21 protein-coding genes are annotated in these 26,042 nt (G+C 37.3%); 3 read left to right on the plus strand and 18 right to left on the minus strand.

The genetic code is table 11. The annotated features are described in order from the left end of the window. Positions 1 to 272: 272 nt before the first annotated feature. The 9 genes from tpiA to H3T48_RS05725 form a co-directional block, all read right to left on the minus strand. Positions 273 to 1,028, minus strand: coding sequence for a triose-phosphate isomerase (gene tpiA, locus H3T48_RS05685; RefSeq protein WP_198188843.1), 756 nt, complete (start codon positions 1,026 to 1,028; stop codon positions 273 to 275). A 24-nt stretch (positions 1,029 to 1,052) separates the two neighbouring features. After that, positions 1,053 to 2,264, minus strand: a complete 1,212-nt coding sequence (gene pgk, locus H3T48_RS05690) for a phosphoglycerate kinase (RefSeq protein WP_046306517.1) — start codon at positions 2,262 to 2,264, stop codon at positions 1,053 to 1,055. Positions 2,265 to 2,367: 103 nt separating this feature from the next. Continuing rightward, the gene (gene gap / locus H3T48_RS05695; RefSeq protein ID WP_198188844.1) at positions 2,368 to 3,384 is read right to left on the minus strand and encodes a type I glyceraldehyde-3-phosphate dehydrogenase; all 1,017 of its coding nucleotides are present in this window, start codon (positions 3,382 to 3,384) and stop codon (positions 2,368 to 2,370) included. A 52-nt stretch (positions 3,385 to 3,436) separates the two neighbouring features. Continuing rightward, positions 3,437 to 4,468 carry a sugar-binding transcriptional regulator gene (locus H3T48_RS05700; RefSeq protein WP_046306514.1) on the minus strand — a complete coding sequence of 344 codons (1,032 nt, stop codon included), beginning with the start codon at positions 4,466 to 4,468 and terminating at the stop codon, positions 3,437 to 3,439. Positions 4,469 to 4,895: 427 nt separating this feature from the next. After that, complete coding sequence (gene argF, locus H3T48_RS05705) at positions 4,896 to 5,924, minus strand: ornithine carbamoyltransferase (protein WP_198188845.1); 1,029 nt, start codon at positions 5,922 to 5,924, stop codon at positions 4,896 to 4,898. A 232-nt stretch (positions 5,925 to 6,156) separates the two neighbouring features. After that, a complete protein-coding gene (locus H3T48_RS05710; RefSeq protein WP_198188846.1) occupies positions 6,157 to 6,888 on the minus strand; it encodes an ABC transporter permease in 732 nt (243 codons plus the stop codon). Continuing rightward, positions 6,881 to 7,609 (minus strand): hypothetical protein, encoded by a 729-nt coding sequence (locus H3T48_RS05715; protein WP_198188847.1) that lies wholly within the window; start codon positions 7,607 to 7,609, stop codon positions 6,881 to 6,883. Before H3T48_RS05715 ends, H3T48_RS05710 begins: the two co-directional genes overlap by 8 nt. Then, positions 7,602 to 8,306, minus strand: a complete 705-nt coding sequence (locus H3T48_RS05720) for a lantibiotic protection ABC transporter ATP-binding subunit (protein ID WP_198188848.1) — start codon at positions 8,304 to 8,306, stop codon at positions 7,602 to 7,604. Before H3T48_RS05720 ends, H3T48_RS05715 begins: the two co-directional genes overlap by 8 nt. 152 nt (positions 8,307 to 8,458) lie before the next feature. After that, the gene (locus H3T48_RS05725) at positions 8,459 to 9,985 is read right to left on the minus strand and encodes an SH3-like domain-containing protein (RefSeq protein ID WP_198188849.1); all 1,527 of its coding nucleotides are present in this window, start codon (positions 9,983 to 9,985) and stop codon (positions 8,459 to 8,461) included. Between the two features lie 161 nt (positions 9,986 to 10,146). On the opposite strand from H3T48_RS05725, the gene H3T48_RS05730 reads away from it, so the two are divergent. Both H3T48_RS05730 and H3T48_RS05735 read left to right on the plus strand, forming a co-directional pair. Then, positions 10,147 to 11,586 (plus strand): APC family permease, encoded by a 1,440-nt coding sequence (locus tag H3T48_RS05730; RefSeq protein WP_198188850.1) that lies wholly within the window; start codon positions 10,147 to 10,149, stop codon positions 11,584 to 11,586. A gap of 88 nt (positions 11,587 to 11,674) precedes the next feature. Further along, a complete protein-coding gene (locus tag H3T48_RS05735) occupies positions 11,675 to 12,136 on the plus strand; it encodes a Fur family transcriptional regulator (RefSeq protein WP_074425564.1) in 462 nt (153 codons plus the stop codon). Positions 12,137 to 12,176: 40 nt separating this feature from the next. Here the strand turns inward: H3T48_RS05735 and H3T48_RS05740 are convergent, their stop codons facing one another. Continuing rightward, the gene (locus H3T48_RS05740; protein WP_370567530.1) at positions 12,177 to 13,916 is read right to left on the minus strand and encodes an SH3-like domain-containing protein; all 1,740 of its coding nucleotides are present in this window, start codon (positions 13,914 to 13,916) and stop codon (positions 12,177 to 12,179) included. 171 nt (positions 13,917 to 14,087) lie between these two features. Between H3T48_RS05740 and clpP the strand changes: the two genes are divergently transcribed. After that, positions 14,088 to 14,672, plus strand: coding sequence for an ATP-dependent Clp endopeptidase proteolytic subunit ClpP (gene clpP / locus H3T48_RS05745; protein ID WP_198188851.1), 585 nt, complete (start codon positions 14,088 to 14,090; stop codon positions 14,670 to 14,672). Positions 14,673 to 14,726: 54 nt separating this feature from the next. Here the strand turns inward: clpP and whiA are convergent, their stop codons facing one another. The 8 genes from whiA to trxB form a co-directional block, all read right to left on the minus strand. After that, positions 14,727 to 15,662: a DNA-binding protein WhiA gene (gene whiA, locus H3T48_RS05750; protein WP_074425566.1), complete on the minus strand. Its 936-nt coding sequence runs from the start codon at positions 15,660 to 15,662 to the stop codon at positions 14,727 to 14,729. A 3-nt stretch (positions 15,663 to 15,665) separates the two neighbouring features. Then, entirely contained in the window at positions 15,666 to 16,700 is a 1,035-nt protein-coding gene (gene yvcK / locus H3T48_RS05755; protein ID WP_198188852.1) for a gluconeogenesis factor YvcK family protein, read from the minus strand. Between the two features lie 4 nt (positions 16,701 to 16,704). Beyond that, positions 16,705 to 17,583 carry an RNase adapter RapZ gene (gene rapZ, locus H3T48_RS05760; protein WP_109715311.1) on the minus strand — a complete coding sequence of 293 codons (879 nt, stop codon included), beginning with the start codon at positions 17,581 to 17,583 and terminating at the stop codon, positions 16,705 to 16,707. An 88-nt stretch (positions 17,584 to 17,671) separates the two neighbouring features. Beyond that, on the minus strand, positions 17,672 to 18,214 hold the full coding sequence (locus H3T48_RS05765) for an HdeD family acid-resistance protein (RefSeq protein WP_122034729.1): 543 nt from the start codon (positions 18,212 to 18,214) through the stop codon (positions 17,672 to 17,674). Between the two features lie 50 nt (positions 18,215 to 18,264). Further along, positions 18,265 to 21,117 carry an excinuclease ABC subunit UvrA gene (gene uvrA / locus H3T48_RS05770; protein WP_198188853.1) on the minus strand — a complete coding sequence of 951 codons (2,853 nt, stop codon included), beginning with the start codon at positions 21,115 to 21,117 and terminating at the stop codon, positions 18,265 to 18,267. Then, on the minus strand, positions 21,107 to 23,149 hold the full coding sequence (gene uvrB, locus H3T48_RS05775) for an excinuclease ABC subunit UvrB (protein ID WP_198188854.1): 2,043 nt from the start codon (positions 23,147 to 23,149) through the stop codon (positions 21,107 to 21,109). The genes uvrA and uvrB overlap by 11 nt, the downstream gene beginning before the upstream one ends. 99 nt (positions 23,150 to 23,248) lie before the next feature. Then, the gene (locus H3T48_RS05780; RefSeq protein WP_198188855.1) at positions 23,249 to 24,973 is read right to left on the minus strand and encodes a phospho-sugar mutase; all 1,725 of its coding nucleotides are present in this window, start codon (positions 24,971 to 24,973) and stop codon (positions 23,249 to 23,251) included. Positions 24,974 to 25,105: 132 nt separating this feature from the next. Continuing rightward, entirely contained in the window at positions 25,106 to 26,035 is a 930-nt protein-coding gene (gene trxB, locus H3T48_RS05785) for a thioredoxin-disulfide reductase (protein ID WP_187157759.1), read from the minus strand. Positions 26,036 to 26,042 lie beyond the last annotated feature (7 nt).

Consider the following 26,042-nt stretch of genomic DNA (forward strand, 5'->3'; position numbering starts at 1 on the left):
CCTTAGAATCCTACTTTGATTAAATAAAAGATTAAAAAATCAATCTACGAGAAAAATCTATTTACACAAAAAATTTGACAGTTTCATTATTTTCTCCTAACGATCATTAATTTAATGACTATTTTATCTAATATATTAAATTTTAATACACGATTTTATAAAAAACAACTTGTACTTTGCTCACTTTATAGTAATAACCATGGTACTAAATTTTTGCTAAACAAAAAAAGCCTTTGCTATTTGCAGAGGCTTTTTCATTTATACAGTTAAAATTAGTCTTGGTAATTTACCAAAGCTAAATATGAATCAGGTTTAAGTGATGCACCACCAACTAAACCTCCATCAATATTTGGCTTACCCATCAATTCTTTAACATTAGCTGGGTTAACTGAACCACCATATTGGATACGAACATTTTCAGCAGTTTCATCATCGTACAAGTCCTTGACAGTCTCACGGATTGTCTTGCACATTTCTTCTGCTTGTTCTGAACTAGCAGTCTTACCAGTTCCGATTGCCCAAATTGGTTCATAAGCAATAACAAGGTTTGAAACTTGTTCAGCAGTTAAACCATCCAAATCAGCTTTAATTTGGCCAACTACCCATTCTTCTTGCTTGTTAGCTTCACGAGTTTCAAGTGACTCACCACAGCAAACGATTGGAGTTACGTTATTAGCAAATAAAACTTTAGCTTTCTTGTTAATATCTTCATCAGTTTCGTGGAAGTATTCACGACGCTCTGAGTGACCAATAATGCAGTAATCGATTCCCATTTCGTTAAGAACTTTAGGAGAAGTTTCACCAGTAAAAGCACCTTCAGTTTCGAAGTAGGCATTTTCTGCACCTACATGTAGTTCTGAACCTTCAGCAGCCTTTTTCAATGCATCAAGGTCAACGGCTGGAGCACAAATTACTGATTCTACTTTACTTGATTCTGGTAACTCATTTTTAATAGAAGCTACGAACTCAGCAGTTTGTTCTGGGTTCATGTTTAGTTTCCAGTTACCAGCAATAATTGGTATACGCATTTAATTATTGTCCTTTCTGATAGCTTATTTGTCTGAAATGCAGGCAATTCCTGGCAATTCTTTACCTTCAAGGTATTCCAATGAAGCTCCACCACCAGTTGAGATGTGAGTAATCTTAGGAGCAATACCTAATTGCTTAGCGGCTGCTGTTGAGTCACCACCACCGATAATAGTAGTAGCATCAGTCAAATCAGCTAATGCTTTACCAACTTCTAGAGTACCTTCAGCGAAGTTAGGCATTTCAAATGCACCCATTGGTCCATTCCAAACAACAGTCTTAGCATCTTTCAAGATATCCTTGAACTTTTCAACAGTCTTAGGACCAATGTCAAGACCCATCATGTTTTCAGGAATGTCGTCACCAACAACTTTACGAGCAGCATCATTTGAAAATTCAGTTGCAGCCAAGTTATCTACTGGTAAAACAATCTTACCATCTGCTTTTTCAAGCAATTCTTTAGCCAAGTCAACCTTATCTGGTTCAAATAATGACTTACCAATTTCATGACCTTGTGCTGCTAAGAAAGTATAAGCCATACCACCACCGATCAAGATGTGGTCAGACTTAGGAATCAAGTTAGTGATAACGTCAATCTTATCAGAAACCTTTGCACCACCTAAGATAGTAACAAATGGGTGAACTGGATTTGCAACAGCATCACCTAAGAACTTGATTTCCTTTTCCATTAGGAAACCAGCTGCAGCAGGCTTACCAGCCTTCTTCATTGCTTCAGCAATTCCAACATTTGAAGCATGGCTTCTGTGTGCAGTACCAAAGGCATCGTTAACGTAAACGTCACCTAATGATGCCCAGTATTCACCAAGCTTAGGATCATTTTTACTTTCACGCTTGCCAAAGTCGTTGTCGATATCTTGGAAACGAGTGTTTTCAAGAACAACAACATCGCCATCTTGCATGTTGTTAATAGCATCTTCAACTTCTTTACCTTCGTTTTCAGGAACAAAGGTAACAGGTTTCTTCAATAATTCACTCAAACGATCAGCGATTGGTTTAAGTGATAAGTCCTTCTTGTCTGCATCTGACTTAATACGACCTAAGTGACTTAGTAAGATTGCCTTACCACCATTGTCGATAATGTAGTTAATAGTTGGAAGTGCGGCAACGATTCTGTTGTCGTCACCAATCACACCATCTTTAATAGGAACATTAAAGTCAACACGAACTAATACCTTTTTATCTTTAACATCAACGTCTGAAACGATTAATTTAGCCATCTATATCCTCCGATAACTTAATTATTTTTCTTGAAAAAAAGGCGGAAGGAAGAATTTCCCTCCGCCTTCTCTTTACTACTTATTCAGTAATCTAATTTACAGATTAAAGAGTAGCAAATTTCAACAAAGTACGAACCATTTGGCAAGTGAATGAGTATTCATTGTCGTACCAAGCAACAGTCTTAACTAATTGGTTGTCACCGGCAGTGGTTACCATAGTTTGAGTTGGGTCAAAGATTGAACCAGCAGTCATACCTACAACATCACTTGAAACGATTTCATCATCGTTGTATGCAAATGATGGGCTTTCATATTTCTTCAATGCTGAGTTAACTTCGTCAGCAGTTACCTTCTTGTCAAGGATTGAAACTAATTCAGTCAATGAACCATCAGTAACTGGTACACGTTGTGCGTGACCGTTAACTTTACCGTTCAATTCTGGAACAACAAGACCAATAGCCTTAGCAGCACCAGTTGAGTGAGGAATAATGTTAACTGCAGCAGCACGAGCAGCGCGCTTGTTACCACCACGAACAGGTCCGTCCAAAAGCATTTGAGTTGAAGTGTAAGCGTGGATAGTAGTCATAGTAGCTACCTTAACACCAAATTCTTTTTGCAAAGCGTCAACCATTGGTGCCAATGAGTTAGTAGTACATGAACCAGCAGATACGATTGTGTCGCTTGCGTCTAAAGTATCATCGTTTACTGAGTAAACAATAGTCTTCAAGTCGTTACCAGCAGGTGCTGAAATTAAGACTCTCTTTGCACCAGCATCAAGGTGAGCTTGTGACTTAGCCTTGCTAGTGTAGAAACCAGTACATTCAAGAACAAAGTCAACACCATCGTTCTCAACCCATGGAATGTTTTGAGCTTGTGGTTCTGCGTATACACGGTATTTCTTACCATCTACAACGATTGAATCATCAGTAGCTGAAACTTCGTGGTTGAAAGTACCATGAGTTGAGTCATACTTCAATAAGTGTGCTAAAAGTGCTGGAGTAGTCAAGTCGTTAATAGCAACAACTTCGATATCCTTTGACTTTTCGCCCAAATCCATGATTCGACGGAATGCTAAACGACCAATACGGCCAAAGCCGTTAATACCAATTTTAACTGTCATATTCTAAAGTCCTCCTTAAGAACTATAAACATCTTTTTATTTTAAATGAGAATTATTTCTCCTTTAAAATCTTCTTTGAGGCTCCCTCATCAGTAATTAACCAGGTTTGATGAGGAGCATTGGGCATATAAGCTTTGATTGCTTTGGCTTTTCTGCCACCACAAGCAAAGGCAAATATGTGAGGTATTTTGTTCAGATTTTCGAACTGCAAGCCAACCTGATGCACGCGGTCGACAATCTTACCATCGCTATCGAAAAAACACCCAAAACATTCGGTAACGACCTTTTTTTCACGCAACTCAGACAAACGAACCGAATCGTATCCTCTGCGCCGCGCCATATCTTGAGCTAGCCCTATTCCATGAATGACAACATCAGTTTTTGAAATATCTTCAAGCACATCAGCAACAGTTGATTCACGAATCAGTGACTTATAGGCTTCTGTAGAAACCTGCTCAGGTAAATATAAAGTTCTATATTTACCACCTGTTTTCAGTGCCATTTCCTGAACAATTGTGTTGCTTTGAATCGCAACATTTTCACCCAAGGCACCTCTACCAGGTACAAATTCTAATTGCCGATTTTTACCTAAATTTCTAGACAAATTTTTTGCTGACTTGGCAAGTGCAGCTCCACCTAAAACAGTGATAATTGAGTGTCCTAGAGGCAAAAGCAAGTCAAGAGCTGAATTGAGTTCTTCACCCATTCGCTCATAAACAAGTTCTTGCAAGTCACTATCACCAGGAACAATAATCGTCCGTTCAATTCCAAGTTTACGAGCTAAATCAACCTCAGTCTCACGTGCATTGAATAGTCGATCAATCACCGGTGCTGCATCCTGCAACATCTTCTGACCTTTTTCTGTCATAAACATTCCAAAGCTTTTAATCTCGATTAAGCCGAGATCACGAAGATACTCCGTTTCAGTTCGAACGTTCCTTTCAGAAAGTCCTAAAGACTGAGCAACACTTCTACGCCCAATTGGAGCTTTAAGTGATATCTGCTCTAGAACAAGATATCTTTGTCGAAAAACTTTTAAAATGTCAGGAACGAGAGCTTCTAGCACAGGAATTTCCGAGTACATCGACTTCTCTCCTTCTCCTGGGACATTTTTGACCTAGCTATTGTCATTTTTTGTCCCAGATTGTCTAAAAATATAAGAGAAACGTGAACTTATATCAATTAAATTCTTCATTCCTCAATCGACATCTATAGTATATCAACCACAAAAAAATAATTCAAGCAAAAATGAACCGATTAGAAAGTCTTAATAATTTAACTGCTTTTTCCTTAGTTTTAAGTAATAACTGAGTCCTGCTTAGCTTTTGGAACAAAAAGAATTCAATTTTTTGCTTTTTTCTGCTATACTTGTTCAAGTGCTAATTGGGTCCTTAGTGTAATGGATCGCACGTAAGATTCCGGTTCTTAAAATCTGAGTTCGACTCTCAGGGGACCCATAATTAAACAATAAAAGAGCTAAATGAATTGTTGTCATTTAGCTCTTTTTGCTTTTACGGTCTTTGTTCTAGTATTTCTTGCAATTCATTTTGATACCGACTAGCAATCTTGATTGAATCAGCGTCTGTAGCAAAATTGGCATTAAGTAAATAAACAAACACTGCACGCATAGCAGCTTTCTTATTGGCTGCTTGCTCCCACGCAATTGATTTTTCACCTTCAAGAACAGAAGCACTGACCTCTTCGCCCCTATTAGCAGGCAAGCAGTGCATAAATTTAACATTAGGATTTTCGGTTTTTGCAATTAACTCGTCATTAACTTGATATTTAGGGTAAAAGATCTTCATGTATTCATCTTTATTCAGTTCTTGATCATATAAGCCGTACCAAACATCTGTATAAATGAAGTCTGCGTTTTTTAAAACTGCTTCATCTTCAGATAAAGTGATTGTACCACCTGTTTTGTCAGCAATTTCTTGTGCTTTTTCTACTATTTTCTTTGGCATTTGCTTAGATTTAGGACCATATTGCACAAATTGCATGCCCATTTGCGCACAAAGATAAATTGCTGAAACAGCTATTTGCGTAGCATCCCCGACAAAAACAAGCTTTACTTCAGATAGTTTCTTACCTTCAGGCAAATACTCCTTAATGGTAATCAAATCACCTAATGCTTGAGTAGGATGATCATCATCGGTCATAAAGTTAACAACAGGTACCCGAGAATTTTGAGCTATCTCTTCAACATCTTCTTGGCTAGCCGTTCTAACTCCAATAATATCGAGCAAGTCTCCTAGAGCACGACTGGTATCCGCTAATCCTTCATGACCACCCTCGCCTAATTGAATTTGACCAGGTGCTAAATATAATGCATGGCCACCTAATTCAGTCATTGCAGCTTCAGCAGAGCAGCGCGTTCTTGTTGAGGATTGATCGAAAATCATCCCCAAACTCTTGCCCTTTAGTAATGGTGGATAATATCCGTGCTCAATTGCCGCTTTTAGCTTCAAGCCCAGTTCGGCCATATATTGCATTTCAACTTGTGAAAAATTACAGCTATCAATAAAATCTCTTTTAGTCAAAAGGTTCTCCTTAATCAAAATACTTGGTTTTATCAAATTAAGATGATAACTGATATCTTTCCTTTGAAAAATTATTTTATTGAAATTATAAAAAGTCTTAAACATTGCCATACATAGCAAAATTACTCACATACTTTAGCATGTTAATATCTATTTTTAAACAAAAAGGACTAACTTCGATTAAAAATCGAAAGTTAGTCCTCATCTAAATTATAATGCACTACTCTAATTTTTAGTGTTGCCAGTTTCTATATGCCTTTTCAATCAACAGGCTAAATATAACTGTTAAGAAGAGTGGAATTAGCATCAATAATCCTATGACTTTTTGGGAGCCAAGACTCATTTCTTTCTGCCAAAAAGCAATCAAATAAATTTGCCATGACCAGGGTACAATCGGCCAAATAAAGTCGAAGATAACTGTAATGCTTAAAGCAGAAATTACGGATCCAAAGAATCCTAAAATCATTGCTCCCCCAACGTTCCATTTAAGTACAATTAATTGAGCAATTGCGTATTGCAAAAAGCCAAAAAGAGCAAAAGCAATGCTTGTTAGAAGAAGCTTTAAGAAGGAGATACCCGTTACACGGAACCCATATTTTAGAATCAAATAGTAAAAAATACTTGTCCCTACTATTTCAACAAAATACCACAGCCAATAGTATAGCAATTGCGTCATTATAGTTTTGCCCTTCCCTATAGGATTGGACAACCAATTTTTGCAGCCGCCGGCTTTTTCTTCTCTATCAAAAACAAGACAAACCACAACGCTAATGACTAAAGGAGAAACAATTGCTAATATTTCATAAAAACTTATAACCATGGTTTGGGAATTAACAAAATTCTTCTTACTTCCATAGTAAAGTCCCATAATTAGCGGGAAAATAAGTAGCACAAATAGATGCATGTATAATAAAAAACTACGCTTTAATTTTTCGTTTTCGGCTTTAAATATTTTATTAATCATTCTTCTTTACCTGATTTCTAAATGATCTAGCACCCAAGTAACTTAAAATCACAAATAAAACAAGTGCTGCTCCAATCGTCCAGTAATTATTCGATAAGCCTGAAGTATTTGCTATCGGGAGACCATTTATTTTAATCTTAATTAGAGAAATTGGGAAAATTTCAGACCAAGTAAATGGCCAAATTTTCCCCCAAGCATATTCATTAATTTCTATGCCAATAAAAACTCCGATAGCCGCAATAAGCACTGTAACATACATATTCGTCAAACGACTAATCCATGTGTATAAAGGTACTTGCCATAAATTCACAAGCCATAATCCCAAAATCGCCAAAACTATTGAGGAGACTGAAACACTAGTAACTGTCACAAATGAAAGTACGCAAACCAAAATAACTAGGACAAGGGAAGTAATCAGGCCTTGTAGAGACCCATGAAGTATTCTACCTAACTCATAACTAAATAAGTCATCCGGTGAGCTCAGAATCATTTTATATTCAGTACTATTTTTTTCATGGCGATCATTTAGCCCAATGATTAGTGCTAAAAATAATGGAAACCAAATACAACTCCACTGATTAATTATGCTTTGAGCCACATAGCCGGCTGCTGCAAATAATAGAAAAGTGACAATTGCTACTAAGAATGGAAAAAAACAGATTAATTGTCTAACAAGAGTTCTTTTAGTTTTAAGAGTTTCTATTGATAGAGCTTTAAGCACCTGTAACACCAGCTTTCATCAACGTACTATTAAACAGTTCTTCCAAGTTTTCCTGATGATCTATCGGCTTTTCTAAGAGAAGTTTACCGTTTCCGATAATTCCAATGTTATCTGCTAAATGCTCAACTTCTGATAACATGTGACTTGAAATAATAATTGTGATATCTTTCTTTTTAAATTCAGCAATCAGGTTACGTAATTGTTGAATTCCTAGTGGATCAAGTCCGTTTGTTGGCTCGTCTAAAATCAATAGCTTAGGACTACCAACTAAGGCTAGCCCAATTCCCAATCGTTCTTTCATACCTAAAGAAAAATTTTTAGCAAGTTTCTTTCCAGTTTGATCCATACCCACTGTTGCTAAAATATTATCTATTTCATTAGTATCTACGCCTCGCAAATTACAAATGACCTGCAAATTTTCTCTTGCAGTTAGGTTGCCATATAACGGTGCATTCTCAATCAACGAACCGATAGACGCAAGATCTTTTCTAGACCATTCATGTCCAGCAAAGGAAATCAATCCTTCTGTGGCTGAAATCATTCCAGTTAAAATTTTCATCAGTGTCGTCTTACCGGCTCCATTTGGTCCAAGCAAGCAATAAACCTGATTGGCAGGTACATGTATATTAACATGATCAAGTGCAACTTGATTTTTGAACTTTTTGGTTAAGTTAGTTGTTTCTAGTATGTTTTGCATAGGGACCTTCCTTAAACTATTTTAAAAATACTATAAATGAAATTATATAATAATTAAAATAATATGCAAACTTTATAAGGATAGTCAATTTATTATTAATCCGGACTAAAGCAAAAACAGTCTTCCTTTCGGAAAACTGTTTTTAATTCATTTTATTTTGTCTTACCAACGGTTAATTCTCCACGTTGAGCAAATTCAGCGTAAATCTTATTGCCGGAAATAGACAGACCCTCAAGCTCACGTTTTACGTTGAAATGATGCGTCTTCTTGTAAGTTCCGTCTTTGGCCACTTTGAAAATGTAGTCGTTAAAGCCAACGTAGAATTGGTCATGCAATGGATCATAAGTAAATCCTTGAACAGGTGAATGGTTGCTGACGAAGTTACCCTTTGTCGCACCAACTTCTTCTGGTACCCAAGAATCACCGGTCCGCGTTACTTTCCAGTATTCATAACGGTTGTTGCCACCATTATGGAATAAGCAATACATCGTGTTATCATCAGGGAATGTTGCATTGTGAATATATCTTGGTGATGAACCACTCCAAATTCTGAAGCTCCAAATTTGGTTAACCATCATGTCTGACTTACGAATTTGATAAATTTCTTCAGAAGCAGTGGAATTCTTCATCTTGTTATCATTAGCAATTACATAAATATAATTTGCTGAAGAGCCGATTGCTTGTCCATGTCCAAGCTTAATGTATGGACTGACTTTAATATGTGATGCATATTTTTTGAAAGTTGACCATTTTAAGCCTGGTAAATTCTGGGCGCCATACTTGCTAACATGGTTTAAATCATATGAAACCAAGTGGCCGTACTGATCACTACTTGAATTGAAGACAGCAACTGTAAAGTTGGAACCACGTACTGTTATTCCTTCTGGTATCACACCAACTTGTCCCATTTTATCAGCTGCCTTGTTGTAATCTAAACTGACAAAACGAGGTTGGAAAAACTTAGTTTTAAGAGTTAAGCCATTTGATTTAAAAGTATTCGGTCTGGTTTCAAAAGTATAATTGTGAGCTGCGTTCCAATTTCTTGAACTAGATTTTGAACTGCCCTTCCAAGTAGAAACTTCTTTAGGACCATTTTTAGGCGTAACAGAAGCTCTAGTTATACCTTCATTTTTGTCAGCACGAACAGTTACTACTGTACTTGCCTTTGCATTGCCGTAACTGTAATTAACTGTTGTAGCGCCAGGGGTAGCGGAACTAACACTAGACGTTGAAACTTTAACTTTATTTGCGTTAACAGCTGTTCCTTCACTGTTTGTAGCATAGTTAATTGCATCTCTTGTATCAAATGAAAAACTTGGATTTTGTACTAGGCTTACTTTAGAAACGACTGCAATTTTGTTTCTTGCAAAAAAGTCTTGGCTGACCCAGCCAACTGTACGTCCATCAACAATAATTTTCCAAAACTTACCCTTTTTAGTATCAAGCGATTGCTTTGATTGAATTTGAGCATGCTTAAAATACTTAGTTGAAGTAAATTTACCTGATGGACCTTTTTTGCTTGCCTTATGGTAAATAGCATAGTTACCATTGCCAGCAATTTTAGTCACAGCTTTGTGGTAGCTCTTGGCATTTACTTCAGTTGTGTTACTCCCGACAAATAAGCCAGTTACCATAATTGAGCAGGCAACTAGCAACTTACTTATAAACTTTTTCTTCATTAAATTCTTTACCCTCCTAATAAAACATATATAGATAGTTTCACACTTTTAAAAAGTTAAATCAATAGAGTATTTTTAGGATTCTAACAAAAATTAGATTTTTATAATCCTCTGCGTTACAATATCAAAGTTATTATTTTTTCTGTAAGGAGAACTAGGTTATGGAAACATCGCAAGAAAATTCCAAAAAAATGATGTGGCCCACCCTAGCAACTATGGCCTTCTCTATTGTTTGGAGCTTTGGTAATGTTGTTAATGGGTTCATTTATTTTGATGGAACAAAAGTTATTCTCAGTTGGATTATTATTTTCCTTCTGTTTTTCATCCCTTATGCATTAATGGTTGGTGAGCTCGGCTCTGTCTTTCAAAACTCCGAAGGTGGAGTCTCATCATGGATTAATGCTACAATCGGTCCAAAGTGGGCATACTATGCTGGTTGGACTTTCTGGGCTGTTCATGTCGTTTATATCTCAAGTAAAGGTACTGGTGGCTTAAGAGGTATGTCATGGGGTATTTTTGGCAATACTACTTGGTATGACAGTTTACCTACTACTTGGACTCAATTAGCAACTCTTGCTGTCTTTTTATTCTTCTGCTGGGTTGCTAGTCGTGGTGTGCCAGTTATTAAGACTTTGTCAACGATTGCTGGTTCATCAATGTTCATCATGTCAATTTTATTCATTATCATGATGTATGCAGCACCTATGATCAATCCTCACGCGGGTTTTAATAATATCAGCTGGAACTGGAAGAATTTTGTACCTGACTTTAACCTCAAGTACTTTACTTCATTATCAATTTTAGTATTCGCAGTTGGTGGAGCTGAAAAGATTTCACCATATGTAAATAAGTTGAAAGATCCTTCTCGTAACTTCCCTAAATCAATGTTAGGTTTAGCTGGAATGGTCATGATTTCCGCAATTTTAGGAACAATTGCTTTGGCAATGATGTTTGATCCTAAGGTTGTTAACGCTAATTTAAACGAATACATCTCTAACGGACCTTACATGGCCTTTGCTAAATTGGGCCAATACTACGGTGTTGGTGGATTGTTCATGTACATTTATGCTTGGTGCAACGTTATTGGACAATTCTCAGCTTTAGTAATCAGTATCGATGCTCCATTACGTATCCTATTAGGTAGTAAGGAAGCTAAAGATTATATCCCTAAGAAGCTATTGAAAGTTAACAAGCATGGTGCCTACATCAATGGTATTTGGATGGTTGTTTGCTTATCTGGTGGTCTAATTGTTTTACAAGCTATCATGCCAAATGCTCAAGCAGTCATGGCTCAACTGGTTAAATTAAACTCTATCGTGATGCCAATGCGTTATTTATGGGTATTCATTGCTTACATTGCATTACGTAAGCAAGCAGCTAAGTTCCACAATGGCCAAAACTACGAAATGACTAAGCATCAATGGCTTGCATATACGCTTGGTGTTTGGGGATTAATTGTTACAGTTGCATGTTGCTTAATGGGAATGTACTCTGATGATCCATTTACATTATGCTTGAACATTGCTACCCCAATTGTTTTATTCTTACTTGGTATGATTTTACCAACGATTAAGCACCATCAAGATGCTAAAGAACAGTAAATACTAATTAAAGATTAATTAAGTCGCCTAATAAAAGGCGACTTTTTTTGTGCATTTAATGCTAAACTATACTTAATAAACTAAGGAGATGAAACCTGTGCCAAACTACTTAAAAGAAACAGAAGATTTACTACGTGAGCATAATTTGAAAGTCACCAAGCCACGGCTTAAAATCTTGAAATATCTGCGGACACATCATAATCATCCTACTGCAGCTACTATTTTTAAAGCAATTAGCGGCGACGAGCCAGCATATCGAGCAACAGTCTACAACACACTAAACAAATTAGTTGACGCAGGCATTGTTATCGAAATCAAAAATAGTGATGATTCCATTCATTATGACTACTTTGTAGAGCCTCATTTCCACATTATTTGTAAACAATGCGATAACATAGCTGACGTCTATTATCCAGACTTTGAAGCAGTTGAAAATCGTATGCGTGCAGAAGCTGAAAAACAAACGGGCTATGTTACGTCGGCAAGTCACCTAGAAATTTTTGGTATTTGTCCTGAATGTCAAAAGAAGAATCAAAAAAAGAAGAGCTAATTAGCTCTTCTTTTTATTTACTTTAAATACTGCTTATTTTTTAATCAATGTTCATGCTTACTAATAACTCTGCACGTTGTGCTAAGTTAACGTAAAGTTTACTATCATGTACTGAAATACCTTCAATTTCACGACCAGTATCAAATGAATAGTGATCCTTTAAAGTTCCATCGCGACCAATTTTGAAGATTAAATCATTAAATGCTAAGTAAAAATTCTTATGATCTGGATCATAAGCAAAACCTTGAACTGGTGAATTGTTGTTAACAAAATTGCCATCTGTCTTACCAACTAATTTTGGATTCCAGTTGTCACCAGTACGAGTTAGTTGCCAATATTCATAGCGATTATTCTTAGTATCATGATATACCGTGTACATTTCATAGTCGTTCATGATTACACCGTTATGGAAGTAACGCGGACTATTTTGGTCACCTACCCAAGTTTTCATTGTCCAAATCTTGTTAATTTGTAAATCACTCTTACGAATTTGAACAATTTCTTCTGAGTCAGTAGTTTCATTTAATTTATTATCATTGTTAATCACATAGATATACTTGTCACTTGCACCCATTGCTTGACCGTGACCAATTGGGATATATGGACTAACTTTAATATGCTTAACGTAATTATTAAAGTCTTTTTGTGACATGTCTAAAAGATGTTGAGCATTATATGGATTAGTTAACTTATTCAAATCATAACCAACAATGTGACCAGAGCTTAAATAAGTGTGACTCAATAAACTGGTATAAGCCCAGCCGTTTGAAACAGTTACACCTTCTGGAATATGGCCAACACGATTAATATTATCATCGGTTGGATCCTTTACGCTCAGAAGAACTGGTTGATAAAATCTTGTCTTCAGAGTCATATTACCACTTGTTAGAGTATGTGATTCTGTTTCTGGTGTGTATTCTGTAGGACTAATGTAATTAACTGAAGAACCATAATGTGTTTTCCATGCTTGGTGTTCATTTGTACCAGGCTGCGCAGGGAACGAATTAGTTACATCAGGATCAGCAATTCCTTCAGTAGTGCTTTTTCTAACAGTTATTTTGACGCTTGCTGTCGCATCACCATATGTATATTTAACTGTATAAGTTTTTGGAGTAGCACAAGAGATAGTCTCACGCGAAACTTTTACATCATCATTACTAATAACCGTACCCATGTAATTAGTTACGTATGAAATTGCATCCCGTGTGAAAAATTCATAAAATTCGTTGTTAACCAGGCTAATAGTCTTAGGAACAGCAATTTGGTTTCTAGCAAAGAATTTTTCATTTACATAACCAACTTTTCGACCATTAACATAAATTCGCCAATAGCGTGCACTTTTAGTTTCAATTAGTTGGTCTGATTGAATATGGCTATATTGAAAATTAATCCCGTCAGCGACTTTTTTGCTAACTTTACCGTCTGTTACATTTGCCCAAACCTTATAGTTTTTGTTACCAGCAACTTTAGTCATCATTGCATAGCCTGTTATTACTTGTTTAGGTGTTTTCTTTTTTACTAGCGGCTGCTTATCATTCTGAGTATCAGAGTTGGTATTACCAGGATCAGGTTGACTATTGGGATCACCACTGTCATTTTCCTCATCGGTATTTTCTCCCTGATTACTATTCTTGCTAGGAGTGGTTTTAGTTTCTCCTTGCGTTGGCTGCTGCGATTGATTAGAATCAGCCTCAACCGATGTAATTGCAAGACCAGTTGACAATGCTAGGCCAGCAAGCATTGTTGTCACAAGAATTGCAATTTTCTTAAAAAGCTTCAAAATTATTCCTCCAATATTTTAGTTTACTTTCGTATTATATAATAAGAACATTGTAACTTAGAATACAAAATTAATACACTTTCATTGACAGCATTTAATGTAAGTGATTTAATTAGCACTGTACTTATTAGAGTGCTAACAAAAATGACTTTAATTTTAGGAGGTAAAAAGATGCTTGTACCTACAGTTATTGAACAAACTGCTCGTGGCGAACGCGCTTATGACATATATTCTCGTTTGCTAAAAGATCGAATTATCATGCTCAGTGGAGAAATTAATGATGACATGGCAAATACAATTATTGCCCAGTTATTATTCCTTGATGCTCAAGACAACACTAAGGACATCTCCCTTTATATCAACTCACCCGGTGGTGTAATTACTTCTGGTTTAGCAATTATGGATACGATGAACTTCATTAAGTCAGATGTATCAACTATTGCAATCGGAATGGCAGCTTCAATGGCTTCCATTTTATTAACCAGTGGTGCAAAGGGTAAACGTTTTGGTTTACCTAACTCTACTGTATTGATTCACCAACCTTTAGGTGGAGCTCAAGGCCAACAGACTGATATTCAAATTGCAGCTAATGAAATTTTAAAGAGTCGTGAAAAGATCAATAAGATTCTTCACGAAACTACTGGTCAACCACTTGAAAAGATTCAGAAAGATACTGAACGTGATAACTACCTAACTGCTGAAGAAGCAAAGGATTATGGCTTAATTGATGAAATTATGGTCAACCAAAAGAAGTAGTTAGATACTAATTAAACTAAAAGATCTCCAAGCTAAATAGCTCGGAGATCTTTTTTATTCTTCTAATTTCTGTGCCATTTCATGTAGTTTAGCAAAACGATGATTTGCACCTGACTTTGAAATAGGTCCATCCGGAACTTGCAGAGCAATTTCTTTTAATGACAGTTCCGGATTGGTCAGCCGTAATCTTGCGATTCCCTGCAGCTTTTCTGGAATATTTTCAAGCCCGATTTTACGTTCTATTAGTTCAATATCCTCAACTTGTTTAGCAGCAGCATTGGCAGTCTTTTTCAAATTTGCCGTGTCACAATTAACTAAGCGATTAACCGAATTGCGCATATCACGCATAATCCTTAAGTCTTCAAAGGATAACATTGCGTTGACCGCACCAACAACATGAAGAAAATCACCAATTTTTTCTGCTTCCTTAAGATAGACTATATAACCACGCCTTCTACTAATTGTTTTGGCGTTAAGATTAAAATAATGATTCATTAGTTCTAATAAATCATTGTTGTGATCTTCATAAGCAGAGTATATTTCCAAGTGATACCTGCTTGTTTCCGGATTATTTACACTCCCGCTTGCTAAGAACGCACCACGCAAATACGACATTGCACCCTCGCGCGAATCAATTATTCTTTTAGGTATTCGCGTGATTAAACCTGAATCTGGTGCTAAGATTTCCAAATTAGTCAAAATTTCTTTGACATGATTTTGCAGACGTACCAGATATTGGTTATTCTTCTTCAATTTCATTTTACGCGAAACGATTAATAACGGTTCTACACGATACGCTGTTTTTATTAAAGAAAAAATTCGTCGAGCAATTGCTGGGTTTTCAGTTGTGATATCAAGACTAAACATACGGTCATGATAATTTAAAACACCGTTCATCCGCAAAAAAGCAGCTAGTTCAGCCTTTGCGTGCTCAGGATGAATTGGTAAGGAGGTTAGTTCCTTCTTTACCTCACTTGCATAACTTGCCATTAGTTACTCCGTAGTCTTTCTGGTCGACATTGCCGTAAATGCACGATTAATTATCTCGTTTGCCACTTTTTCACCATCATGGAACACAAGGCCGCTTCGTTGGTCAATAAAGTCATCTGTGATTACCCGGCAGCCTTGCTTTCGCAAGCCAACATAGTCATTTTTAACAGGCTCAATGTAGGCATCATAATCCTTAGGATTAAATTTTGACATGTCAATTTTGGCACCATTAACCAAAGTTGTGTTTACATAATGACCCCCAAGATGCCTGTTGATAACGTCAACATGATCACAGTCGGAGAAGTGATCAGTCTCGCCAAGTTGAGTCATGATATTACAAATATAAATAACTTCGGCTTTTGTTTTTCTAACAGCCTCACCGAGATTAGGTATCATCAAATTAGGAAGAATTGAAGTGAATAAGCTTCCTGGACCCAAAACAACCGCATCAGCTTGCATTATTGCGTCCAGAACAGGTGAAACAGCCTCCGGTTCTTTATTAGAATTCGTATCTGTTACCCAAACACGCTTGATTCGCTTGTCCTTGTTAGTTATTTCCTTTTCTCCCGCTTGGATTGTTCCGTCAATAAATTCCGCATTCAATGTTAAAGGTTCGTTTGAAGCTGGGAAAACATGCCCATCTACGCGCATCATTTTTGACAATGATTGAACAGCATCAAAAATATTACCATGCATTTCATTTAAAGCGGCAATAATCAAATTACCTATCGCATGGCCTGAGAAAAACGAGTCCGATGAATCAAAGCGGTATTGAAAAACATCTTTTTGTTCTTGTGGTATGTCACTTAGAGAAACTAATACGTTACGAATATCACCTGGTGGAACAACATTAATGAAGTTACGAATTGTTCCAGAAGAGCCGCCATCATCTGAAACTGTCACAATTGCTGTGATTTGCGCATCTTGCTCTTTTAACGCACTCAAAACAACTGGTAGACCCGTTCCACCACCAATTACAACAATTTTGGGTCTTCTACTTCTCGTTACCCTAATCACTTTGGAATCGCTATATGTCATATTTTCACCTTTTTCTGGTATACCTGCTAATTTCGCGATGAGTTATATCAACTGGATAGTCTTGTGACAAATCATGTGCAAGCTGCCTTGCAATTGCTACACTACGGTGTTGACCACCTGTACAGCCAATCGCAATAGTTAACTTACTCTTTCCCTCTTTAATATACCCAGGCATGGCTGTTCTCAATAAATCTAACAGTTTTTCATAAAATACTTGTGTAATATCTTTATCCATCACATAATCGAAAACTCGTTGATCAAGTCCCGTGAAAGGTCGTAATTCAGAAATATAAAATGGATTTGGTAAAAAGCGTACATCTATCACAAGATCAGCATCAATTGGCAGACCATATTTAAAGCCAAAAGAAAGAACTTCAATTGAAAATGGCTGCTTTTCTTGATCACTAAATTCTTCAAACATTTTTTCTTTTAATTCTTGAGGAGTAAGGTTTGACGTGTCAATAATGTCATTAGCACGATTTTTAATTCCTGCAAGAATATGTCGCTCTTCAATAATGCCATCAAGTAGCCTCCCACCATGAACTAGTGGCGGAACACGCCTTGTTTCTTTATAGCGAGCAACTAATATATCATCCGAAGCATCCAAAAAGATAATCCGTGTTTGAACACAGCTATTATCCTCAAGTGAACTTATTTCATTTATTAAGTCCTTATAGAAACTGCGCACTCTTAAATCAATTACCACTGCTACTTTAGAATAATCATCCGAGTTGACAATTAAATCCCAGAAACTTGAAAGTAAGGTTGGAGGCAAATTATCAACAACAAAATATCCCATATCTTCTAAGGAATGCGAAACGACAGTCTTTCCAGCCCCACTCATTCCAGTGACAATCAACAATTGTTTTTTATTATTAGTCATGTTGCACTCCCCTCTACTCAAATTATAACATACCGGGTGTTTCACATTTCAGGTCAAAAAAAAAGTTCATTACGAACTTTTTCAATCTTTATCTATGAGCAAATGCTGCAATTACTTCGCTTATTCCAAAAATAAATAGCCAGAAGGCAACGAGCCAAATTAATGTCAATGCTGAAAGCATTGGGTTGAACATTAATCCTACTGCAATCAAGAGCCCGAAAATATTCAGTATCATGTTTACCCAGAAATAAAAACCAGATAAACTGCGTAAATGCCACGTGAAAATAATTCCAGAAATTGAATCAAACAGGAACCAGAAGGCAAATAAGTATGCAATGGTTAAACCTGCTGCATCGTATGAATAGAGGAATAAAATACCAATGATGATATCCAAAACCCCCGTAACGATTGAAATCCAACTAAAGGAAACAAAATAACGAAAGCGACTATAAAATGCGAGCCAGACAAAACCTTGGACTATTGAAATAATCGCAAACAGCAAGACAAATGCATGTAAAGCCTTATTTGGGTGACTAATTAAAAATACTCCTGCAATAATCATTAATATGCCGGAGATAAGTGCAGCCCAATTAAAGCCGCGTCTTTCTCTGTAATTTGAAAAATTATCCATTTCTATTCCTCCCTGTCCGATATTTTACACTTTTTGTATGTAAATAAATACTATTTCTTTGCTTTTTTCGCTGCTTCTTTAGTCAGCGCAGTGTCTCGTTTAAGAACAGGGGCAAGATATTGTCCTGTATAACTTTCCTTTACTTTAGCAACATCTTCAGGGGTACCAGTTGCAACAATTGTGCCACCACCTTCACCACCGTCAGGACCAAGGTCAATTAGCCAGTCAGCATTTTTAATCACATCAAGGTTATGTTCAATAATTAATACTGTATTACCTTGATCAACTAGCCGCTGCATTACTTCAAGCAGACGCTTAATATCATCAGTATGAAGACCAGTTGTTGGCTCATCTAGAATATAAAAATTCTTACCAGTCGAAATTTTTTGTAACTCTGCTGCTAACTTCATTCTTTGCGCTTCTCCACCAGATAAAGTAGTCGCAGATTGACCTAATTTCACGTAACCCAATCCTACATCGACGATTGTTTGCAACTTGCGGGCAATTTTTGGAATATTCTTGAAAAAGTCGCAAGCTTCACTAATGGTCATATCAAGGACTTGGGCAATATTCTTCTTACGATATGTGACTTCAAGCGTTTCTGAGTTGTAACGATTGCCGTGACATACCTCACAAGGTACGTAAACATCTGGCAAAAAGTTCATTTCAATTTTAATTATACCGTCACCGCGACAAGCTTCACAACGTCCACCTTTGACGTTGAATGAAAAACGAGCTTTAGTATAACCACGTAATTTTGATTCATTAGTTTGAGCAAATAATGCTCTAATATCATCAAAAACACTAGTATAAGTAGCTGGGTTACTTCGAGGTGTTCTACCAATTGGACTCTGATCAATATCAACTATTTTTTCGATATTTTTATAGCCAGAAATACTCTTATATTTACCAGGTTTAGTTTGGTTACGATTCAGTTTTTGCGCTAATACGCGTTTTAAAATCATGTTAACCAAAGTCGATTTACCAGAACCTGACACGCCAGTGACAACAATTAGCTTACCAAGTGGAAACTCAACCTTAAGATTTTTCAAATTGTTCTCTTCGGCACCGGTAATGGTAATCTTTTTTCCGTTACCTTTACGTCTTTCTAATGGAACCGGCACAAATTTTTTACCAGACAAATATTGTCCTGTAAGTGATTTTGGGTTAGCTTCAACTTCTTCTGGAGTTCCGGCGGCCATTACTTCACCACCATAACTACCAGCACCAGGACCCATATCAACGAGGTAATCAGCTTGGCGCATTGTCTCATCATCGTGTTCAACGACGATTAACGAGTTACCTAGATCACGCATTCGTTTTAATGCAGAAATTAAGCGATCATTATCACGTTGGTGCAGCCCTATCGATGGTTCATCCAGAACATACATTACACCAGATAAGTTTGAGCCAATTTGTGTAGCTAATCTAATTCTTTGAGCTTCCCCACCAGACAAAGTGTTAGCGGAACGAGATAACGTTAAATAGTCTAGGCCAACACTGTTCAAGAAGGATAGTCGATCTCGCACTTCTTTAAGAATTGGTTTAGCAATAATTGTTTCTTGTTCATTTAATTTAATGTTATTGAAAAATTCCAAAGCCTTGGTAATCGACATTTCAGATGCTTCCGAAATATCTTTTCCCATAACTTTAACTGCTAAAGCTTTTTGGTTAAGGCGCTTGCCGTGACAAGTTGAACACGTTAATTCTGTCATGTATTTACCCATGACATCGCGCATAAATTTGGACATTGGGTTCATGTAACGTCTTTCAACGTTTTCCATTACGCCTTCAAATGGTGCAGTGGTGTTCTTCACGCCAAATTCACCAGATAAATGAAAAGAAATTTCTTTCTTAGAGCCATGCATCAAGATTTCTCTTTGATTTTTGGTCAATTTACTATATGGTTTATCCATTGGAATCTTTAATGCGTCACATGCTTGTTGAAGCATCCCACCATAGTAATTTGAAGTCTTCCAAGGGACAATTGCCCCCTCAGCTAGTGTCTTACTTTTATCAGGAACAACTAAATCTTCATCAACTGAACGCTTCACTCCCAATCCATCACAATCTGGACAAGCACCAAACGGTGCATTGAAGGAGAACAAACGTGGTTCCATTTCACCTACTGTAAAACCACATTTAGGACAAGCATAGAACTCAGAAAAGTTCAGTGTCTCACCATCAATAATATCAACATCCATGTATCCTTCTGACAGCCTTAGCACAGCTTCCACTGAATCAAAAAGACGTGATTTGATACCTTCTTTGACTACCAACCGGTCAACGACAATATCAATGGTGTGGCGTTTATTTTTGTCTAAATCAAAATCCTCACTGATATCATGCATCTCGCCATCAACAATCACACGCACATAACCAGCACGTTGAACCCTTTTAAATACTTCCTTGTGAGCGCCACGCTTAGATCTGATTACAGGTGCGAGTAGCTGAATTTTAGTCCTTTCAGGCAATGCTAAAATTCGATCAACCATCTGCTCAACGGATTGTCTTTCAATTAACGTTCCATCATTCGGACAGATTGGATGACCCACTCTAGCCCATAGTAAACGCAAGTAGTCATTGATTTCAGTAACTGTACCCACTGTTGAACGAGGATTGTGTGAAGTAGTTCTTTGATCAATTGAAATTGCCGGATTTAAGCCATCAATTGAATCAACATCCGGTTTGTCCATTTGACCCAAAAATTGACGAGCATAGCTAGACAGTGATTGAACATAACGTCTACGACCTTCAGCGTACAGTGTATCAAAGGCAAGCGAGCTCTTACCAGAACCCGATAAACCAGTGATTACCACCATTTTATCTTTTGGAATTGTTAAATTAATATCTTTTAAATTGTGTTCACGTGCCCCGCGAATTACAATCTTATCATTTGCCATTTAGTGTTTTTCCCTTTTTCTCAATTGGTTTTCTTGTTGAACTTTCAAGTTCCATGATTGCGTCACGCAATGTTGCAGCACCTTCGAAATCAAGTTTCTTAGCGGCTTCTTGCATTTGCTGACGAAGATCTTTAATCATCGTCTTCTTCTGTTTAACAGTTAGTTCATCAAAGTTAAGATCAGCAAAGCTATCAGTCTCAGCAACTTCATCAACAGCCTTGGTGGCAGAAATCACGTCTCTAATCGGCTTAACGATTGTCTTTGGTGTGATACCGTGTTCTTCGTTAAACTTGATTTGCAATTTACGTCTTCTCTGCGTTGCCTCAATTGCTTCCCGCATAGAATCTGTGATTGTGTCAGCATACATAATTACTTCACCATTAGAATTACGCGATGCACGTCCCATTGTTTGAACAAGTGGGCGGTAAGCTCGTAAAAAGCCTTCTTTATCGGCATCAAGAATCGCGACTAATGAAACTTCAGGAACATCGATACCTTCACGAAGAAGGTTAATTCCAATTAGCACATCATACTTGCCCATTCGTAAGTCACGCAGTATTTGCATTCTTTCAAGTGTCTTTACATCAGAGTGCAGATATTGAACCTTAATCCCTAAATCCTTTAGATAATCGGTCAAGTCTTCTGCCATTTTCTTAGTTAATGTAGTGATAAAGACCCGTTCATTACGCTCAATTCGCTTATTAATTTCACCGACCAAATCATCAATTTGACCTTCAACCGGTCGGACCTCAATCTTCGGATCCAACAATCCTGTTGGTCGGATAATCTGCTCAACCTTGTGGTCAGTTCGCTCGAGTTCATAATCACCAGGTGTAGCAGAAACATACATAATTTGATTTACATGCTTTTCAAACTCATCAATTTTTAAAGGCCGGTTATCCAATGCAGATGGTAATCTGAAGCCGTAATCAATTAACGTTTTCTTTCGATTACGGTCACCATTGTACATTGCTCGAATTTCGGGCATCGTGGCATGGGACTCATCAATTAGAATTAAAAAGTCATCTGGGAAGAAATCAAGTAAAGTATAAGGTGGCTCGCCCTCTTTTCGATTTTCCATATGTCTTGAATAATTTTCAATTCCACTGGTAAAACCAACTTCTCCCATCATTTCCATGTCAAAAGTAGTGCGCTGCTTAATTCTTTCCGCTTCAAGGAGTTTTCCCTCTCCCTCAAACTTCTTAACTTGAAGTTTCATTTCTTGCGAAATAGCTTTAAGCGCTCTGCGCATTTGTTCTTCATTAGTCATGAAGTGCGTAGCTGGAAATAGTGAAATACTCTCACGCTCACCAATTACCTCACCTGTTAAAGAATCAATTTCAACGATTCGGTCAATTTCATCCCCAAAAAATTCAATTCGGTAGGCATGACTTGAGTTACCAGCTGGAAAGACTTCAACAACATCTCCGCGCACTCTAAACCGTCCGCGCTGGAAGTCAATATCATTTCGATCATACTGAATATTTACAAGATTGCGCAGCAATGTATTACGCCCATAGTCATCGCCTTCATGAACCGTAATCACACTTGCAGAATACTCTTTTGGATCACCCAAACCGTAAATACAAGAAACAGATGCTACGACAATCACATCGTTTCGCTCCATCAAATCACTGGTAGCTTGGTGACGCAACTGATCAATTTCGTCATTGATTGATGAATCTTTTTCAATATAGGTATCCGACTGGGGTACATAAGCCTCAGGTTGGTAGTAGTCATAGTACGAAACAAAGTAGTCAACTGCATTGTTAGGGAAAAACTCCTTAAATTCGCCATACAACTGACCAACCAAAGTTTTATTATGTGAAATTACTAATGTCGGCTTGTTCAAATTGGCAATAACATTAGCCATCGTGAAGGTTTTACCTGTACCAGTAGCTCCTTCAAGAATTTGTTCCTTATAACCTTTTTTAAAGCCGTCAGTTAATTTATTAATTGCCTGCTCTTGATCTCCTGCAGGTTTAAACTTTGAGACAAGCTCAAATTTTCGTTTATCTTGTCGTTTAATCATAGATAGGCTCCTCATAAAAAAATTGGACCAAAAAGTCCAACCTTTATTTCGTTTATTCTATTCTACTACCTCGAACGTATTTTCGCACGTCTTTTGTTTTTATTTTAAAAGTTGTGCTAAAGCTTCTTGATAGTCCTGCGCTGCCGCTTCAGCTTGTTTAATGTCCGGCTTGTTAACCCCAACGTATGCTTTAATAACTGGCTCAGTGCCTGATGGTCTTAGAGCAAGCCAAGTATCATCGGCAAGATAGTACTTCAATACATTGGACTTAGGCAAGTCAGTAAATGGTTGTTTTTGCTTTCCACTAAACTGTTCTTGCAATAAGTAGTCTTCAATTTTAGAAACTCTTACCCCATTTATCTCGGTTAACTGACTTTCACGCAATTTAGCCATTAATTGAGTCATTTTCTTTTGTCCACCGATGCCAGGCATTTCAATTGCGCGTGTGATTTCATATGATGTGCCATACTTTTGCCAGATCTCGTTTAAGCCATCCAAAACAGTCATTTGACGAGAAGCATAGTACGAGGCAACCTCTGCAAACATAATTGCGCCCTGCATTGCATCCTTATCGCGTGCAAATGGTTTGAATAAATAGCCATAGCTTTCTTCAAAGCCCATTAGGAAAAGGCCATCGTGCTCCTTGTTCATTCGGTCAATTTCTTCGCCGATAAATTTAAAGCCGGTTAACACTGTTTTGGTTCTAATTCCAAAGTCTTGTGCGATTTTCAGTGGCATACTACTTGAAACAATTGAAGTGATTAATTCATAGTCACTTGCTAGTTGATGATTGTCTTTTAAGTTAACTAAAAGATAATAGATCATCAAAGTGGCAATTTGATTACCAGTCAGAACCTGGAATTCACCATCTTTTGTCCTTACACAAGCTCCCATTCGGTCTGCATCCGGATCCGTCGCAATAATCAAGTCAGCATTTACTTGGTTGGCAAGTTCAATTCCTGGATCAAAAACATCACGATACTCAGGATTAGGCTTCTTAGTTGTTGGAAATTCAGGATCAATAATCGATTGACTTGCTACAGGGTAAACATTAACGAACCCGTTTTGCTTAAAGGCACGCTCATAAAGCATCTTGCCTGTACCATGGAGTGGTGTATAGACAATTTTTAATTGATCTGCATTCTGCTTAATCTGTTTTTTATCAACATTAACTGTTTTTAATTCAGCTAAATAGGCTTCATCAAGATCTTCACCAATTAATTCCAAAGTGCCATTGGCACGTAATTCCTGAACTTCAGCAGTCTTAACTTGAAAAATGTTTGTTATCTTTTGTGCATAGTCGAAAACACGATCAGCATCGTCTGGTCCCATTTGGGCACCGTCTTCACCGTACACTTTATAGCCGTTATATTGTTTGGCATTATGCGAAGCTGTGATGTTAATACCAGCAAATGTATGGAGATAACGGACTGCATAAGACAATTCAGGCGTTGGTCGCAAGTCATCGAAAAGGTAGACGTGGATACCATGGGCTCCAAGAACCCGAGCCGCATGTTCAGCAAAGTCACGTGAATGATATCTTGAATCAAAAGAAATGACTACGCCTCGTTTTTGCGCCTCAGAACCTTTTTCATCAATTAATCTTGCTAGCCCTTCTGTTACCCAGCCAATTGTAAACAGGTTTATCCGATTAATTCCCGGTTCAAGTCGGCCTCGCATACCGGCAGTTCCAAAATTAATTTCTTGGCCAAAAGCATCTTCAATCCATTTCGGATCTTGTCCCAACTGTTCTAGTTGCTTCTTTAAATAATCGGGCACATTAGGCGCTTTTTGCCAAACTTGAAATATTTCTTTAGCGTTCATTACAGCACTAAACCTCTTTTTCTTGTTTTTAAATGGCTAATTCGTTTTCATAATTTCTATTCTAGCATTTATCAACTTAGCTATCCGCAATAATAAAAAAAGAATCCATTTTTTATGAATTCTTTCTTAGTTTTATTTATCATTTAAATCTTGTAGATAATTGTAAGCGGCTTGACCAGCTATACTACCGTCACCAACAGCATTAGCAATCTGCCGCAAATCCTTTGCTCGAACATCACCTAAGGCAAAAATACCATCAGCCTTAGTTCGCATGTGATCATCTGTTGGAATCCAGCCCTGCTTATCGGTTATTCCAAGCTCTTTAAAAGGAGCAGTTTGAGGAATCACACCAACGTAAATGAAGACACCACGTGTAGCTAATTGCTTTTCTTCACCAGTTTCTTTGTCCTTGTATGTAACACCTGTTACGCGTTGGCCATCGCCATCGATTGATTCAGTTATCCCATTCCAAATGAAATTGATTTTATCATTGGCAAAAGCACGTTTTTGCAAAGTTGGCTGAGCCCGTAACTGATCTCGACGGTGAATAACAGTCACTGATTTAGCACTCTGAGCCAAATAAATTCCTTCTTCAATCGCTGAATCGCCACCGCCGATTACTGCAATGTCTTCATCCTTGAAAAATGCAGCATCACAAACAGCACAATAGGATACACCCTTACCGGAATATTCTTCTTCTCCTGGTACGTTTAGGTGCCGATGATCAGCACCTGTTGCAATAATCAATGCAGGAGCACTATATTCACCAGTGTCAGTCTTAACAACCTTATTTTCACCGTCTATAGTTACTGACTGAACATCACCATATTCAAATTCGGAACCAAATTTCATTACCGAATTGTACATTTTCTCGCCCAACTCTGGTCCCTTAATTTCAGTAAAACCAGGATAGTTGTCAATTGCATCAGTATTATTCATTTGACCACCGTATAAACCACGATCCAAGATTAAAACTGAAAGGTTAGCTCGCGAAGCATATAGTGCTGCAGTTAGTCCGCCTGGGCCAGCACCAATTACAATTACATCATATTTTTTTGTCATAATTACA

Source organism: Lactobacillus sp. M0403, assembly GCF_016101265.1.
Classification (GTDB): Bacteria; Bacillota; Bacilli; order Lactobacillales; family Lactobacillaceae; genus Lactobacillus; species Lactobacillus apis.

Excerpts from the sequence above, each read along its gene's own strand:
- H3T48_RS05725 (WP_198188849.1), bottom strand. The coding sequence starts at position 9,985 with ATGAAGAAAAAGTTTATAAGTAAGTTGCTAGTTGCCTGCTCAATTATG.
- H3T48_RS05720 (WP_198188848.1), bottom strand. The coding sequence starts at position 8,306 with ATGCAAAACATACTAGAAACAACTAACTTAACCAAAAAGTTCAAAAAT.
- rapZ (WP_109715311.1), bottom strand. The coding sequence starts at position 17,583 with ATGACTAATAATAAAAAACAATTGTTGATTGTCACTGGAATGAGTGGG.
- uvrA (WP_198188853.1), bottom strand. The coding sequence starts at position 21,117 with ATGGCAAATGATAAGATTGTAATTCGCGGGGCACGTGAACACAATTTA.
- tpiA (WP_198188843.1), bottom strand. The coding sequence starts at position 1,028 with ATGCGTATACCAATTATTGCTGGTAACTGGAAACTAAACATGAACCCA.
- whiA (WP_074425566.1), bottom strand. The coding sequence starts at position 15,662 with ATGGCAAGTTATGCAAGTGAGGTAAAGAAGGAACTAACCTCCTTACCA.
- pgk (WP_046306517.1), bottom strand. The coding sequence starts at position 2,264 with ATGGCTAAATTAATCGTTTCAGACGTTGATGTTAAAGATAAAAAGGTA.
- H3T48_RS05710 (WP_198188846.1), bottom strand. The coding sequence starts at position 6,888 with ATGATTAATAAAATATTTAAAGCCGAAAACGAAAAATTAAAGCGTAGT.
- H3T48_RS05735 (WP_074425564.1), top strand. The coding sequence starts at position 11,675 with ATGAAACCTGTGCCAAACTACTTAAAAGAAACAGAAGATTTACTACGT.
- trxB (WP_187157759.1), bottom strand. The coding sequence starts at position 26,035 with ATGACAAAAAAATATGATGTAATTGTAATTGGTGCTGGCCCAGGCGGA.
- clpP (WP_198188851.1), top strand. The coding sequence starts at position 14,088 with ATGCTTGTACCTACAGTTATTGAACAAACTGCTCGTGGCGAACGCGCT.
- uvrB (WP_198188854.1), bottom strand. The coding sequence starts at position 23,149 with ATGATTAAACGACAAGATAAACGAAAATTTGAGCTTGTCTCAAAGTTT.
- H3T48_RS05765 (WP_122034729.1), bottom strand. The coding sequence starts at position 18,214 with ATGGATAATTTTTCAAATTACAGAGAAAGACGCGGCTTTAATTGGGCT.
- H3T48_RS05730 (WP_198188850.1), top strand. The coding sequence starts at position 10,147 with ATGGAAACATCGCAAGAAAATTCCAAAAAAATGATGTGGCCCACCCTA.
- H3T48_RS05700 (WP_046306514.1), bottom strand. The coding sequence starts at position 4,468 with ATGTACTCGGAAATTCCTGTGCTAGAAGCTCTCGTTCCTGACATTTTA.
- H3T48_RS05780 (WP_198188855.1), bottom strand. The coding sequence starts at position 24,973 with ATGAACGCTAAAGAAATATTTCAAGTTTGGCAAAAAGCGCCTAATGTG.
- gap (WP_198188844.1), bottom strand. The coding sequence starts at position 3,384 with ATGACAGTTAAAATTGGTATTAACGGCTTTGGCCGTATTGGTCGTTTA.
- yvcK (WP_198188852.1), bottom strand. The coding sequence starts at position 16,700 with ATGACATATAGCGATTCCAAAGTGATTAGGGTAACGAGAAGTAGAAGA.